This window comes from Rhizobium sp. BE258 (assembly GCF_031457345.1).
GTDB lineage: Bacteria > Pseudomonadota > Alphaproteobacteria > Rhizobiales > Rhizobiaceae > Rhizobium.
Map to the genome: position 1 here is coordinate 413,068 of NZ_JAVDWL010000002.1, position 14,199 is coordinate 427,266.

Genomic DNA, 14,199 nt, shown 5'->3' on the forward strand with positions numbered 1-14,199 from the left:
ACTCATTGGGTTGCAAGGAAAAATGACAAAGACTGCAATCGTGCTTGGTGCCGGCATCATCGGCGTTTCGACAGCCATCCACCTGCAACGCCGCGGCTGGCAGGCGGTGCTGGTTGATCGCAAGGCACCGGGTAACGAAACGTCCTTCGGCAATGCCGGCCTCATCCAGCGCGAGGGCGTCGTTCCCTACGGTTTTCCGCAGCAGGTCGGGCTGTTGCTGCGCTATGCGCTGAACAACCGCATCGACGCGCATTATCACCTGAAGACGCTGCCGAAGCAGGTCGCCTTCCTCGCCCGCTACTGGTGGAATTCCAATGCCCGCCGGCACGACGCCATCACCCGCGCCTATGCGCCGCTGATCGAGAATTCGGTGCTTGAACACAAGGACCTGATCGAGGCGTCGCATGCCGAAGCGCTGATCCGCAAGGATGGCTGGATGCGGGTGTTTCGCACTGCCGAGAAATACGACCAAGCGATTGCCGAAGCCGCACTCTGGGAACGGGAATTCGGCGTCGAGTACGACAAGTTGAGTTCAGCCGATGTCGCGCGCATCGAGCCGGGCCTGATCCAGAACTTCACCGGCGGGCTGCGCTGGCGCGATCCGTGGTCGGTTCTCGATCCGCATGCGCTGACGGCGGCTTACTGCGCCTATTTCGAAAGCATCGGCGGCCGTTTCGTCAGCGGCGATGCAAACTCGCTCGGACAGGCCGGCTCGGGTTGGCGGATTTCCACGGCAGAAGGCCCGCTCGATGCCGATGATGCGGTTCTGGCGCTCGGCCCCTGGGCCGAGGTCGCGACCAAGCGGCTCGGCTATTCCTTCCCGCTCGGCGTCAAACGCGGCTATCACATGCATTACGCCGCGCAGGGCAATGCCGTTCTCAACAACTGGACGCTGGATGCCGAGCGCGGCTACTTCCTGGCGCCGATGAACAAGGGCATCCGCCTGACGACGGGTGCGGAATTTGCGACGCTCGACGCCCCGAGAACGCCGGTGCAGCTTGACCGCGCCGAGAGGGTGGCGCGCACGATCTTCCCGCTCGGCGAGCGGCTGGACCCCGAACCCTGGATGGGCGCGCGCCCCTGCACGCCTGACATGATGCCCATCATCGGCAAGGCGCCACGGCATAGTGGATTGTGGTTTGCCTTCGGCCACGCGCATCACGGGCTGACACTCGGACCGGTCACCGGCAGAGTGCTGGCGGAGCTGATGACCGGCGAGACACCCTTCATCGATATCTCCGCTTACTCGCCGCAGCGTTTCAATCCTTAAGCACTTGCGCAGACTGGCCTTTTTCCGCCAGATGAATCCGCATCAGGGGCTTTTCAGGAAACAGGATTCCTCCAAAACCAGCACCTGAGGTTCTAGTATTGCGCTAGAATTTCAGGAGAATCCCATGTCTATCGCTTCACCCAGCATCCCCGGCATCAAGGAGCCGTCGCTCGGCACGCCGGGGCTCGGCTCGATCATCGTGCTCGTTCTTGGCACCCTGCTGCTCGGTTATTTCTACGGACCGGCACAAGGCGCACTCTTCCTCGTCGGCGGCGCGCTCGGTATCGCGCTTTACCATGCCGCTTTCGGCTTCACCTCCGCCTGGCGCGTGCTGATCCTCGATGGGCGCGGCCGGGGCTTGCGGGTGCAGATGATCCTGCTTGCGATCGCCGTCGTGCTGTTCTTCCCGTTCCTGGCAAGCGGCACGCTGTTCGGCCATGAAGTGAAGGGCTCCGTTTCGCCGGCCGGTCTCGGCGTCATCGTCGGTTCCTTCATGTTCGGCATCGGTATGCAGCTCGGCGGCGGATGCGCGTCCGGTACGCTGTTCACCGCCGGTGGCGGCAATGCCCGCATGCTGATCACGCTGCTGTTCTTCATCATCGGCTCGATGCTTGGCACCGTCAATTTCGACTGGTGGGTCAGCCTGCCGTCGCTGCCGCCGACCTCGCTGGTGCAGAGCTTCGGCGCTGTGGGCGGTATCGCCGTATCGCTGGCGATCTTTGCAGCCGTCGCCTGGATCAGCATCATCGTCGAGAAGCGCTGGCACGGCTCGCTCGAGCAACCGGCTCCCTCGCCGCGCCAGGGCCTTTCGCGCTTCCTGCGCGGTCCCTGGCCGCTCGTCCTCGGTGCGGTGGCACTGGCGCTTCTGAACTTCCTGACGCTGGCCATCGCTGGCCGTCCGTGGGGTATCACGTCGGCCTTTGCGCTCTGGGGTGCCAAGGGCGCTTTGCTGCTCGGCATCGATCCGACCGCCTGGGCCTATTGGCAGACGCCTGCCAATGCCAAGGCGCTCTCCGACAGCGTCTTTGCCGATATCACCTCGGTCATGGATTTCGGGATCATCGCCGGCGCGATGCTGGCCTCCTCGCTCGCCGGCCGTTTCTCGCCGAGCTGGGATATTCCGCTTCGTTCAGTCGTTGCCGCCGTCGTCGGCGGTCTGCTGCTGGGTTATGGGGCGCGCATCGCCTATGGCTGCAATATCGGCGCCTATTTCTCCGGGATCGCTTCGGGCAGCCTGCATGGCTACCTCTGGGCGTTCTCTGCCTTTGCGGGGAATATCGTCGGCGTAAAGTTCCGTCCGTTCTTCTTCCTGGAGAAGAAGAACCTGCGCCGCATCGACGGTTAGGAAATACCGAGCGGCGCGAGCTTCATTCGCGCCGCGTCCGCAATCGCGTCGATGGTGCCGTCGATATCGACCGTGACCACGCCGGGCTCGCCGGTTGGAACCTCAAGCGTTGCAAGCTGGCTTTCCAGCAGCGATGCCGGCATGAAATGGCCGGTGCGATGGCCCATGCGGTCCATCAACAGTTCCTTCGAACCTTCAAGATAAACGAAAAAGAGATTGCCGCCGGCAGCACTGCGAAGCCGTTCGCGGTAGATGCGCTTCAGCGCCGAGCAGGAAACGATGACACCCTCGCCTTCGGAGAGCGCGAACCTGATCGTCTGGCCGATCACATCAAGCCAGGGCATGCGGTCCTCGTCGGTGAGCGGAATGCCCTTCGACATCTTCTCGACATTGGAGCGCGGATGCAGTGCATCGCCTTCAACGAAACGGAGGCTCAACGCCTCCGCCAGTTTCTCGCCGATCGAGGATTTGCCGGAGCCGCTGACGCCCATGACGATGATGGCATGGGGCTTGCGGTCATTCTCCGGCATCTCTGATCCTCTTTGTTCCGGCTATTTCTATGCCTCAGGAGGCAGCAGCAGCCTTGCGGGCCAGACGCGCCCGGATGGTTTCGACATCGGCCCGCGGCGTCGCCGCAAACAGCGTCTTGGTGTAGCTGTGCTGCGGATCGCTGAAGACCTGATCGCGGCTACCGTATTCGACGGCTTCGCCGAAATACATCACCATCACGTCGTCTGCCATATAGCGAACGACCGAGAGGTCGTGGCTGATGAAGACATAGGTGAGATTCAGCTCGTCCTGCAGGTCGGCGAGCAGGTTCAGCACCTGTGCCTGGACTGAGAGGTCGAGGGCCGAGACCGGCTCGTCGAGAACCAGAAGCCGCGGGTTCAGCATCAACGCACGCGCGATGGCGATACGCTGGCGCTGGCCGCCGGAGAACATGTGCGGATAGCGGTTGAAGTGGATTTCCTGGAGACCGACCTTTTTCAACATCGCCATCGCCAGTTCCTGCCGTTCGGCAGCGGGCGTCTTGGTGTTGATGATCAGCGGCTCCATCAGGATGTCGCCGATCTTCTTGCGCGGGTTCAGCGAACCATAGGGGTTCTGGAAAACGATCTGCACCTTACGGCGGATTTCCGGCGTCAGATCGCCGGCGGCGATATCGACCTTCTTGCCGTCGATCATCAGCTCGCCTGCCGTGGCAGGGTCGATCATCGTGACGATACGGGCAAGCGTGGACTTGCCGCAGCCGCTTTCGCCGACGATTGCCAGCGTCTTGCCCTGCTCGACCTTGAAGCTCACGCCCTTGACGGCATGAACGGTCTTTGCCTGCTTGAACAGGCCGCCCGGAAGATAGTAGTCGCGGACGATATTCTTGGCTTCGAGGACTGGCGTCATTGTGCCGCTCCCTGATTGAAAAGCTCGCCGATGGTCGGCAGGCGATCACCGGTGGCGTTGTCTGGAAGAGCGGCGAGCAGAGCGCGGGTATAATCGCTCTTCGGCGCTTCGAAGAGCGACAGGACGTCGGCCTCTTCCATCTTGCGGCCCTTGTACTGAACGATGACACGATCGGCCGTTTCAGCGACCACGCCCATGTTGTGGGTGATCATGATCAGGCCCATGCCGTGCTCACGCTGCAGGCGCATCAAGAGATCGAGGATCTGCTTCTGGATCGTCACGTCGAGCGCGGTGGTCGGCTCGTCGGCGATCAAGAGCTTCGGATTGCAGGCGATCGCGATGGCGATCATCACGCGCTGGCACTGGCCACCCGACATCTGGTGCGGGAAATGGTTGAGCCGCTCCGCGGGGTTCGGGATACCGACAGCTTCAAACAGTTCGATCGCACGCTTGCGGCGCGCGGCCTTGTCGAGGCCAAGGTGGATCTTCAGGACTTCCTCGATCTGGAAGCCGACCGTGAAGCACGGATTGAGGCTGGCGATCGGTTCCTGGAAGATCATCGACATATCCTTGCCGATGATCTGGCGGCGCTGGGCGCCGGACATGCCGAGCAGGTTCTGGCCGTCGAAGACCATCTTGTCGGCCGTGACCTTGGCGGTCCAGGGCAGAAGGCCCATGGCAGCCAGCATCGAGACCGACTTGCCGGAACCGGATTCGCCAACGATGGCGAGAACTTCACCCGGATCGACCTTCAGAGAGACGCCGTCCACGGCACGGAAAGCACCTGTCGACGTCTGAAACTCGACGACGAGATTTTCGATTTCGAGAAGTGCCATATCAGGACCTCTTCAGCTTGGGGTCGAGCGCATCACGCAGGCCGTCACCCATGAGGTTGATGGCAACAACAGTGATGAGGATCGCGAGACCCGGGAAAGTGACCACCCACCAGGCGCGCTGGATGAATTCGCGCGCTTCGGCAAGCATCGTGCCCCATTCGGGTGTCGGCGGCTGGGCGCCCATGCCAAGGAAGCCGAGGGCGGCTGCGTCGAGGATCGCCGCCGAGAAGGCGAGCGTTGCCTGAACGATCAGCGAAGCAAGGCAGTTCGGCAGGATGGTCTTGAACATCAGGCGCAGCGTGCCGGCACCGGCAACGCGGGAAGCCACGACATATTCCTTCTCGCGCTCGCTCATGACGGCGGCACGCGTCAGGCGGACGAAATGCGGCTGATTGACGATCGAGATGGCGATCATCGCGTTGGTCAGGCCCGGGCCGAGGACCGCGACCAGCACGAGGGCGAGCAGCAGCGACGGGAACGCCAGGATGATGTCCATCAGGCGCATGATGACGATATCGACGCGGCCACGGAAATAGCCGGCAACAAGGCCGATCAGCACGCCGGCGACAACCGACAAAGTGACGACGACGACGCCGATGAACAGCGAGAAACGTGCACCATAGATCAGACGCGACAGGATATCACGGCCGACGGCATCGGTGCCGAGCGGATAGGTGAAGCTGCCGCCGTCCATCCAGAACGGCACCGACAGCAGCAGCTGGCGGTTCTGCTCATCAGGGGCGTGCGGCGCGACGATCGGTGCGCCGATGGCTATGACCAGGATGAAGAGGAAGATGAAGAGGCCGATGACGGCGCCCTTGTTTCGCGAAAAATAGTACCAGAACTCCGCAAGGACGGATGGCTGGCCGGTTTTTGTGCTTACCGTGCTCATGAGCCGCTCCTAATGACGAATACGCGGGTTGATAAAGCCATAGGTGACATCGACAAGCAGATTGACCAGCATGATGATGCCGGCGATCAGCAGCAGACCACCCTGGACGACCGCATAGTCACGCTTGAACACCGCATCGACCATCCACTTGCCGATACCCGGCCAGGAGAAGATCGTCTCGGTGAGGATCGCACCTGCCAGGAGCACGCCGACCTGCAGGCCGATCGTGGTGATAACGGGGATCATGGCGTTGCGCAGCGCATGAACGCCGACGACGCGCAGGGGCTTCAGGCCCTTGGAGCGTGCCGTGCGCACATAGTCTTCGCCAAGCACTTCGAGCATTGCCGAACGCGTCTGGCGGGCGATGACCGCAAGCGGGATCGTGGCGAGAACGATGGTCGGCAGGATGAGATAGCTGACGGCGGACTTGAAGGCGCCGGCCTGGCCGGACAGCAGACTGTCGATCAGCATGAAGCCGGTGACCGGCTTGAAGAAATACATCAGCGAGATGCGGCCCGAAACGGGGGTCCAGCCGAGATAGCCGGAGAAGAAGATGACGAGCAGCAGGCCCCACCAGAAGATCGGCATCGAATAGCCGATGAGGGCGACGCCCATCACGCTCTGGTCGAACCACGTCCCTCGTTTGACCGCGGCGAAGACACCAGCGGGAATGCCGAGCGCGGCCGCCAGAATGATGGCGCAAAGCGACAGCTCGAGCGTAGCGGGGAACAGTGTGAAGAATTCGCCGAGAACCGGGCGCTTGGTGACGATCGAGGTTCCGAGATCGCCGTGCAAGACCTTACCGAGGTAATCGAAATACTGCACATACATCGGCCTGTCGAAGCCGAGATCATGCATGATCTGGGCGTGACGTTCAGGCGCCATGACTCGTTCGCCCGACAACAGCATGACGGGGTCGCCCGGTAGCAGGCGGATAAACGAAAAGGCGATGAGCGAAACGCCGAGGAACGTTGGGATCAGCACCGCAAGGCGGCCGATGAAGAAACGTAACATGGCAGGTGTCCAATAGTTTCCGGCGGTCAGGATGATCCCGACCGCCGGCCAAGCCCGGCTTTCACCGGACAGTTTACAGATTTTCTATTATTCGGAAATGTCCACGCCGTCGAAGCGGTGGATGCCGAGTGGGTCCATGTGGAAGCCCGTGACCTTCTTGCTCATCGGAACGAAGACGACCGAGTGGTCGATCGTTGCCCAAGGAGCTTCCTTCTTGAAGATCAGCTGAGCCTGCTCATAGAGCTTCGTACGTTCTGCGACGTCGGCCGTCTGCTTGGCCTTCTTCATCAGATCGTCGTAGTCCTTGTTGCACCACTGAGCACGGTTGTTGCCGCCAACGGCGGTGCAGCCGAGCAGCGTGTCCATGAAGTTGTCCGGGTCACCGTTATCGCCGGTCCAGCCGAGGATGACGGCGCCATCGCGCTTCACATCGGAGGAGAGCTTCAGGTATTCGGCCCATTCATGGGTGACGATTTCGACCTTGACGCCAGCCTTGGCGAAGTCGGCCTGCATCAGTTCAGCTGCGCGGCGTGCGTTCAGCATGTAAGGACGCGAAACCGGCATTGCCCAGATCTTCATCGAAAGATCCTTGACGCCTGCAGCTTCGAGAGCCTTCTTCGAGCCTTCCGGATCGTACTTGTCGTCAACGACGGCATCATTGTACGACCACATCGTCGGCGGGATCGGGTTCTTGGCAACGGTTGCGGCGCCCTGGAAGACGGCGTCAACGATCGCCTGCTTGTTGATCGCCATGTTCAGAGCGCGGCGAACTTCCGGCTTGTCGAACGGGGCCATCTGCGTGTTGTAGGCGAGGAAGCCGATGTTCAGGCCCGGCTGTTCGAGAACGGTCAGGTTCTCGTCCTTCTTCAGCTCGGAAACGTCAGCTGCGTTCGGGTAAGGAAGGATGTGGCATTCGCCGGCCTTCAGCTTCTGAGCGCGCACCGAAGCGTCGGTGGTGATCGCGAACACGAGATCGTCGATCTTTTCCTTGCCCTTGAAGTAGGTTTCGTTGGCCTTGTAGCGGATGACGGCATCCGGCTGGTAGGCAACGAAGGTGAACGGACCAGTGCCGAGCGGCTGCTGGTTCAGCTGAGCCATCTTGCCGTCAGCAGCGAGCTTGTCGGCATATTCCTTGGAAACGATCGATGCGAAGTCCATGGCGAGATCGGCCAGGAACGGCGCTTCCGGACGGTTCAGGGTGAACTTGACGGTCAGGTCGTCAACCTTTTCGATCGACTTGACGAGATCCGGGAAGCCCATGCCGGCAGCGTATTCGTAGGAACCGCCTTCGACATACTTGTTCCACGGATTGTCAGCGCGCAGCTGGCGCTCGAACGAGAAGACGACGTCGTCGGCGTTCAGGTCGCGGGTCGGGGTGAAGAAGTCGGTGGTCTGGAACTTGACGCCCGGATGCAGCTTGAAGGTGTATTCCTTGCCGTCGTCAGAGACGGTCCAGCTGTCGGCGACGCCCGGCTCGATCTCCGTACCGCCATGCTTGAACTCGACGAGACGGCTATAAACCGTACGCGAGGAAGCGTCAAAGGTCGTGCCTGCGGTGTAGAGGCTCGGATCGAAGCCTTCCGGCGATCCCTCAGAGCAATAGACAAGCGTCTTGGAGTAGGCGGCGGTGGCCATGACGGAAGCCAGGGCAGTCGCTGCCAGCAGGACAGAGAACTTTTTCATGATGTTGTTTCCCAGGTTTGTTCTTTTTGATCTTTGGAGATCGGCGCTAGTTATCCCGATCAGCGGGCCGATGGAACGATATTTATTTGCTGAAAGCAACGGCGTAGGCAGAAAATTTTTCCAGAAAACCAACTTTAGAAATTTTCGGTCAAAAATAGGCCTGAATTTGCAAGATTGAGGCACATTCGACCGCGATTCTGTCGCATTTGGTATAAATTCGCGTCTGTGGACGGCATTGGAAGCGGTTTCAATGCGCTGTGATATATCAACACTGCGTGAGCCGGAACTAAAAAGCCACGGCTACCGAGGGTAGCCGTGGCTTCATGATGACTTTCGACTATTCAAATATTAAGCAGCCGGAGCGGGTATCGCCGCCTTGCGATAAGGCTGCTCGCCGGTGATGCCGAGCAGGAAATTGATCTGCGGACGCGCTTTGACGAGGTCGTCGATCGAGTATTCGGTCAACACGTCGAAGAAGGCATTCAGCGCCTTGCGAAGCGCGGAATTGAGACCGCAGCTATCGACCAGCGGGCACTCGACGGCGCCGTCCTCAAAGCATTCGGCCATGGCGAAGCTGTCTTCAGTGACGCGGACCACGTCGAACAGGCTGATGTCAGCTGCCGGCTTGCCGAGACGCACGCCGCCATTGCGGCCGCGGACGGTTTCGACCAGGCCAGCTTTGTTGAGCGGCTGCAGAATCTTGAAAAGGAAGAGCTCGGACACACCATAGGCTCTGGCGATTTCCGGGATCCGGCTCAAGTGTCCGTCATTGGCAGCGCAATACATCAACATGCGAACCGCATAGTTGGTCTGCTTCGTCAATCGCATGCCGGTCTCCTGACTCGAATGGGGCTGAAGCCTATATAGTGGGTAAGATAGTTTTGAACAATTCCAAAATATGAAAATCGGAGTCACGTTTATGCGGCCCCTCGCCGCATTGCGTCAAACGAAAAACGGGCCCGCCGAGGAGCCCGTTTTCCAAGTCTTTCAGGATGATGCGCTTACTTCATCGTCGGCATGACGAACTCGGCGCCGTCCTTGATGCCCGACGGCCAGCGGCTGGTGACCGTCTTGGTGCGGGTCCAGAACTTGATCGAGTCGGTGCCGTGCTGGTTGAGATCGCCGAAGGAGGACGACTTCCAGCCACCGAAGGAATGGTAGGCGAGCGGAACCGGGATCGGAACGTTGACGCCGACCATGCCGATGTTGATGCGTGAGGCGAAGTCGCGGGCCGCATCGCCATCACGGGTGTAGATCGCAACGCCGTTGCCGTATTCATGCTTCATCGGCAGGTCGAGGGCTTCCTCGTAGTTTTTGGCGCGGACAACCGACAGAACCGGTCCGAAGATTTCGGTCTTGTAGATATCCATGTCGGGCGTGACGTTGTCGAACAGGCAGCCGCCGACGAAATAGCCGTCTTCGTAGCCCTGGAGCTTGAAGTTGCGGCCATCGACGACGAGCTTTGCGCCTTCATCGACACCCTTGTTGATCAGGCCCATGATGCGCGCCTGGGCTTCCTTGGTAACGACCGGGCCGAGATCGGCCTTCTCATCGGTATAAGGGCCGATGCGCAGGGATTCGACCATCGGGGTCAGCTTGGCGATGAGACGGTTGGCGGTTTCCTCGCCGACCGGAACAGCGACCGAGATCGCCATGCAGCGCTCGCCGGCTGAGCCGTAGCCTGCGCCCATCAGCGCGTTGGCAGCCTGATCGAGATCGGCATCGGGCATGATGATCATGTGGTTCTTGGCGCCACCGAAGCACTGGGCGCGCTTGCCGTTCTGGGCAGCCGTGCCATAGACGTAGCGGGCGATCGGCGTGGAGCCGACAAAGGAAACGGCCGAGATATCCGGATGCGTCAGGATCGCGTCGACTGCGCCCTTGTCGCCGTTGACGACGTTGAGGATGCCGGCAGGCAGGCCTGCTTCGATCATCAGTTCGGCAAGACGGATCGGCACGGAGGGGTCACGCTCCGACGGCTTCAGGATGAAGGCGTTGCCACAGGCGATCGCCGGGGCAAACATCCACATCGGGATCATGGCCGGGAAGTTGAATGGGGTGATGCCGGCGCCGATGCCGACAGCCTGGCGGATCGAATACATGTCGATATTCGGGCCGGCGCCTTCGGTGAACTCGCTCTTGGCGAGGTGCGGAATGCCGATGACGAACTCGCAAACTTCGAGGCCGCGAATGAGATCACCCTTGGAGTCTTCGATCGTCTTGCCATGTTCCTTGGAGAGCAGTTCGGCGAGCTCGTTCATGTTGTCATTGAGAAGCTGCACGAACTTCATGAACACGCGGGCGCGGCGCTGCGGGTTGGTGGCAGCCCACTTCGGCTGGGCAGCCTTGGCGTTCTGAACCGCTTCGTCCAGTTCGGCATCGCTGGCGAGCGCGACGGTCGCCTGCACTTCGCCGGTTGCCGGGTTGTAGACGTTGCTGGTGCGGCCGCTGGTACCCGCGACCTGCTTGCCGCCGATGAAATGTCCGATCTGACGCATGAAGTGCTCCTCCTGTATTTTCTCGATGGCGAACAATCGCACTTCAATTTGCACAAATCAATGAGCTGAGATAAGCAACCGTTGTGCGTAAATTGAAGTTACAAGACTGGAAAGCGGCCTTGTGAACGATAGATAGGTCCGCTTCTGCATTGGCAACCGGCATCGCAGAGGAGGCGAGTGAGCGATGAGCGAAAATCGTATCGTCAGAATGGCCGAGATCGAGGTCGATCCCCAGCATCTCGAGACCTACCGCGCATTGCTCGGCGAGGAGATTGCGGCATCGGTCGCCGTCGAGGCGGGTGTCTTGTCGTTGAATGCCGTGGCGATCAAAGGCAGCCCGAGCAGGATTCGCATACTCGAGGTCTATGCCAGCCAGGAAGCCTATGAGGCCCATCTTCGGGCACCGCATTTCCTGAAATACAAGACCGCGACGGCGGGAATGGTGACGTCGCTGACGCTTCTCGACGTCGAGCCGATCATCATGTGCAGCAAGCCATGAACTGGGACGACGTCCGCATCTTCCTCGCCGTTGCCCGCACCGGGCAGATCCTTGCCGCGTCGAAGCGGCTGGGGCTGAACCACGCGACGCTGTCCAGGCGGCTGACCTCGCTGGAGGAAGCTTTGAAGACGCGGCTCTTCATTCGCCGCACTAATGGCTGCGAACTGACTGCGGAGGGCGAAATCTTCCTGTCGTCGGCGGAGCGGATGGAAACCGAGATGCTGGCAGCGCAGGCCAATCTCGGCCGGACCGATACGGCGATCGCCGGTACCGTGCGCGTCGGGGCGCCCGATGGTTTCGGCGTCTCGTTTCTGGCGCCGCGCATGGGGCGGCTGATCGAGCGGCATCCGGAACTGAAGATCCAGCTTGTGCCGGTGCCCCGATCCTTCTCGCTGTCGCAGCGCGAGGCGGACATCGCCATCACGCTTGAGCGGCCGGAACAGGGCCGGCTGATTTCCGCGAAATTGACCGACTACACGCTTGGCCTCTACGCATCGAAAAGCTACGCGGCGCAGAACGGCCTGCCCGCCGACGCCGACGCCTTGAAGCAGCACAGGCGGATCGGCTATGTCGAAGATCTGCTTTTCTCGCAGTCGCTGAACTTCACCGGCGAGGTGATGCGCAACTGGGATGCCGCCTTCGAGATCTCCTCGGCGACGGGGCAGACGGAGGCGGTGCTTTCCGGCGCGGGGATCGGCATCCTGCACGACTATATCGCCCGGCAGCACGCTGAACTCGTCCGCATCCTGCCCGATACGTCGATCCGCCGTGCCTATTGGACGACATTCCACGAAAGCGCCCGCGAACTCGTTCGCGTGCGCACCGTCTCGGATTTCCTGCAGGAACTGGTAAGTGCCGAGCGGCACATCTTTCTATAGATGCTTCGCCGGCTCTTCATTCTCATCCGGATTGGGGTTCGGGGCCTCGTCGGGAAGCCTGTCGGGTTCCGGCTCCTTTATCGGCGGCTCCGGCATCCAGCCGGGTCCCGGCATCGGCGGCTGATCGGGGATAGGTTCGTTGGGTACGGACATATCCTGCTCCTTCCGTCTCTGTTGATTTCAATTTTCTGGTTTCGTGGATTCGGCAGCGCGCATCGGCATGCTGTCTATGATGGCAAACAGCTCGCCATTGCTCACGGGTTCGCTGGCCTTGAGCTTGACCGTGCCGTCCTTGCCGATCAGCGCCGCATGAAAGGTGCCGGTATCCGGTGCGTCGAGCGCTTGGCGCAATACGCCGGCATCGACCGGTTCCGCTGAGCCGAAGACGGCCCGGACTGCATTCCCTGACACCTTGAGGACGATCATGTCGCGCTCCTCAAGTGCCGGACGGTCGGCAAGCAGCTGGTTTTCCTGGCGGGCGGCGCGGCTGTTGTCGCTGTCCGAGAAGATCACCAGAACGCGATTCTTCCACTGAAATTGCGAGAGGCTTTCGATTGCCGCATAGGCGGCGTTCGTCTCATCGACCTTGGTCGCGCCATATAGAAGCGTCTTAGACATTCTCGTTCTCCCGTCCGCTGATAGAACGGGTGGGAGGATCGGACGGTTCCATGGTGCAATGGAACCATGCCCCTGGAATGAAAAAAGCCGGTCAGATCGACCGGCTTTTTAGTTCGTTCCTGCGTCAGTTACATCGGAACGAAGGCAGACAACGGGACCTGCAAGGCAGCGGCAATGCGCTTGAGCTTTGCGGGGTCGGCGTTTTCCCCATTTTCAATTTCCGTAATTTCACTCGGCACGAGACCACAGGTCACCGCCAGATCGTCGATGCTGTAGCCGACGGCTTCGCGCGCAGTCTTGACCTCGGCCGCGACGTTGATCGCAGACACCACAGTCGCCTTGGATTCATCCAGATTGTTGAGAGAAATGGACATGAAGTCTCCTTCGATAAGCAGCTCTGAAGTAACCCCCGGCACAAAATGGCACTGCCGCTCACATTTTGCAACGCAATATAAGAGAAAGTTTACCTGTGCCGGTACGGGTAGATAGGCGGACGGGCCCGGACGGCAAGACCGGTAGAATGTGATGGTCCCTGCTGTGCTTCAGGGTCCGCTTCGGGATCATATATAGAAGGAAGAATGGTACGGTTGGGGGGTCTCGAACCTCCGACCTCAGGTGCCACAAACCTGCGCTCTAACCAACTGAGCTACAACCGCACAATGCCGCGCTCGGCGCGACGGGGGTCACATACGAGGACTTGAAAATTAATTCAAGCCCTATCTCCCCTCAATGTACAAAAAGGCCGGACGAAGCGTCCAGCCTTTTGTTCTATGTGCCCGAAATCGATCAGGCAGCCTTGAAGGACGCCATGACCTTCTCGGCGGCTTCCTTGGAAGGCTTTGCAAGCTTTTCGGCAACCTGCTTGGAGGTTTCCTGCATCGACTTCGCCTGCTCGACGGTCAGCTCTGCCTGCTTGCGGAAGAAGGTGGTCTGGAGTTCGAAGAACTCGGCAACCGACTTGACGCCAAGAAGCGCTTCCATGTGCGAGAGAGAGTTTTCGGCATTGGTGCGGAGCGCATCAATAGCCTTGAGGCCGATCTCGACGCTGCCGGCCTGTGCCGTCTGAACGGTGGCTTCGAGCGTCTTGCCGGCGTCTTCGCCAGCGGACTTGATCTTGCTATAGGCTTCGCGCGACTGCTGAGCACCCTTTTCAGCAAAATCGCGGAACGATTCTGCGAACTTGGACGGGTCGAATGCGGCCATTGAAAAAACGTCGTCGGTCTTTATGGTAGCCATTGGATGCGAGCTCCTTGAGTCCGGGCGTTTGA

At 60.3% G+C, this 14,199-nt stretch carries 16 protein-coding genes and 1 tRNA gene; 4 read left to right on the forward strand and 13 right to left on the reverse strand.

Annotated features, from left to right (window positions below):
* Positions 1 to 22 precede the first annotated feature (22 nt).
* Both J2X43_RS07290 and J2X43_RS07295 read left to right on the forward strand, forming a co-directional pair.
* On the forward strand, positions 23 to 1,270 hold the full coding sequence (locus tag J2X43_RS07290; RefSeq protein WP_310292779.1) for an FAD-binding oxidoreductase: 1,248 nt from the start codon (positions 23 to 25) through the stop codon (positions 1,268 to 1,270).
* A gap of 124 nt (positions 1,271 to 1,394) precedes the next feature.
* Entirely contained in the window at positions 1,395 to 2,615 is a 1,221-nt protein-coding gene (locus J2X43_RS07295) for a YeeE/YedE family protein (RefSeq protein ID WP_310292782.1), read from the forward strand.
* On the opposite strand, the gene J2X43_RS07300 is transcribed toward J2X43_RS07295, so the two are convergent.
* The 8 genes from J2X43_RS07300 to J2X43_RS07335 form a co-directional block, all read right to left on the reverse strand.
* On the reverse strand, positions 2,612 to 3,145 hold the full coding sequence (locus J2X43_RS07300) for a gluconokinase (RefSeq protein WP_310292785.1): 534 nt from the start codon (positions 3,143 to 3,145) through the stop codon (positions 2,612 to 2,614). The two genes, J2X43_RS07295 and J2X43_RS07300, sit on opposite strands and share 4 nt — an antisense overlap.
* A 34-nt stretch (positions 3,146 to 3,179) precedes the next feature.
* On the reverse strand, positions 3,180 to 4,013 hold the full coding sequence (locus tag J2X43_RS07305) for a dipeptide ABC transporter ATP-binding protein (RefSeq protein WP_112387669.1): 834 nt from the start codon (positions 4,011 to 4,013) through the stop codon (positions 3,180 to 3,182).
* The gene (locus tag J2X43_RS07310) at positions 4,010 to 4,849 is read right to left on the reverse strand and encodes an ABC transporter ATP-binding protein (RefSeq protein WP_112387668.1); all 840 of its coding nucleotides are present in this window, start codon (positions 4,847 to 4,849) and stop codon (positions 4,010 to 4,012) included. The genes J2X43_RS07305 and J2X43_RS07310 overlap by 4 nt, the downstream gene beginning before the upstream one ends.
* 1 nt (position 4,850) lies before the next feature.
* Positions 4,851 to 5,741 (reverse strand): ABC transporter permease subunit, encoded by an 891-nt coding sequence (locus tag J2X43_RS07315; protein ID WP_112387667.1) that lies wholly within the window; start codon positions 5,739 to 5,741, stop codon positions 4,851 to 4,853.
* Positions 5,742 to 5,750: 9 nt separating this feature from the next.
* Positions 5,751 to 6,755: an ABC transporter permease subunit gene (locus tag J2X43_RS07320; protein ID WP_112387666.1), complete on the reverse strand. Its 1,005-nt coding sequence runs from the start codon at positions 6,753 to 6,755 to the stop codon at positions 5,751 to 5,753.
* 87 nt (positions 6,756 to 6,842) lie between these two features.
* Positions 6,843 to 8,438 (reverse strand): ABC transporter substrate-binding protein, encoded by a 1,596-nt coding sequence (locus J2X43_RS07325; RefSeq protein ID WP_112387665.1) that lies wholly within the window; start codon positions 8,436 to 8,438, stop codon positions 6,843 to 6,845.
* Between the two features lie 348 nt (positions 8,439 to 8,786).
* A complete protein-coding gene (rirA, locus tag J2X43_RS07330; protein WP_112387664.1) occupies positions 8,787 to 9,266 on the reverse strand; it encodes an iron-responsive transcriptional regulator RirA in 480 nt (159 codons plus the stop codon).
* A 173-nt stretch (positions 9,267 to 9,439) separates the two neighbouring features.
* Positions 9,440 to 10,936, reverse strand: coding sequence for a CoA-acylating methylmalonate-semialdehyde dehydrogenase (locus J2X43_RS07335; RefSeq protein ID WP_310292795.1), 1,497 nt, complete (start codon positions 10,934 to 10,936; stop codon positions 9,440 to 9,442).
* A 184-nt stretch (positions 10,937 to 11,120) separates the two neighbouring features.
* Here J2X43_RS07335 and J2X43_RS07340 point away from each other — a divergent pair, with 184 nt between their 5' ends.
* Positions 11,121 to 11,435 (forward strand): putative quinol monooxygenase, encoded by a 315-nt coding sequence (locus J2X43_RS07340; protein ID WP_310292800.1) that lies wholly within the window; start codon positions 11,121 to 11,123, stop codon positions 11,433 to 11,435.
* Positions 11,432 to 12,313: a LysR family transcriptional regulator gene (locus J2X43_RS07345; protein ID WP_310292803.1), complete on the forward strand. Its 882-nt coding sequence runs from the start codon at positions 11,432 to 11,434 to the stop codon at positions 12,311 to 12,313. The genes J2X43_RS07340 and J2X43_RS07345 overlap by 4 nt, the downstream gene beginning before the upstream one ends.
* On the opposite strand, the gene J2X43_RS07350 is transcribed toward J2X43_RS07345, so the two are convergent.
* The 5 genes from J2X43_RS07350 to J2X43_RS07370 form a co-directional block, all read right to left on the reverse strand.
* Entirely contained in the window at positions 12,308 to 12,466 is a 159-nt protein-coding gene (locus tag J2X43_RS07350; protein ID WP_310292806.1) for a hypothetical protein, read from the reverse strand. The genes J2X43_RS07345 and J2X43_RS07350 overlap by 6 nt on opposite strands.
* A 27-nt stretch (positions 12,467 to 12,493) precedes the next feature.
* The gene (locus J2X43_RS07355) at positions 12,494 to 12,931 is read right to left on the reverse strand and encodes a DUF4174 domain-containing protein (RefSeq protein ID WP_310292809.1); all 438 of its coding nucleotides are present in this window, start codon (positions 12,929 to 12,931) and stop codon (positions 12,494 to 12,496) included.
* 128 nt (positions 12,932 to 13,059) lie between these two features.
* Positions 13,060 to 13,305, reverse strand: a complete 246-nt coding sequence (locus tag J2X43_RS07360) for a helix-turn-helix domain-containing protein (protein WP_112444522.1) — start codon at positions 13,303 to 13,305, stop codon at positions 13,060 to 13,062.
* 205 nt (positions 13,306 to 13,510) lie between these two features.
* Positions 13,511 to 13,587: transfer RNA gene (locus tag J2X43_RS07365), tRNA-His, on the reverse strand.
* A 130-nt stretch (positions 13,588 to 13,717) separates the two neighbouring features.
* A complete protein-coding gene (locus J2X43_RS07370; RefSeq protein WP_112387659.1) occupies positions 13,718 to 14,167 on the reverse strand; it encodes a phasin in 450 nt (149 codons plus the stop codon).
* Positions 14,168 to 14,199: the final 32 nt, after the last annotated feature.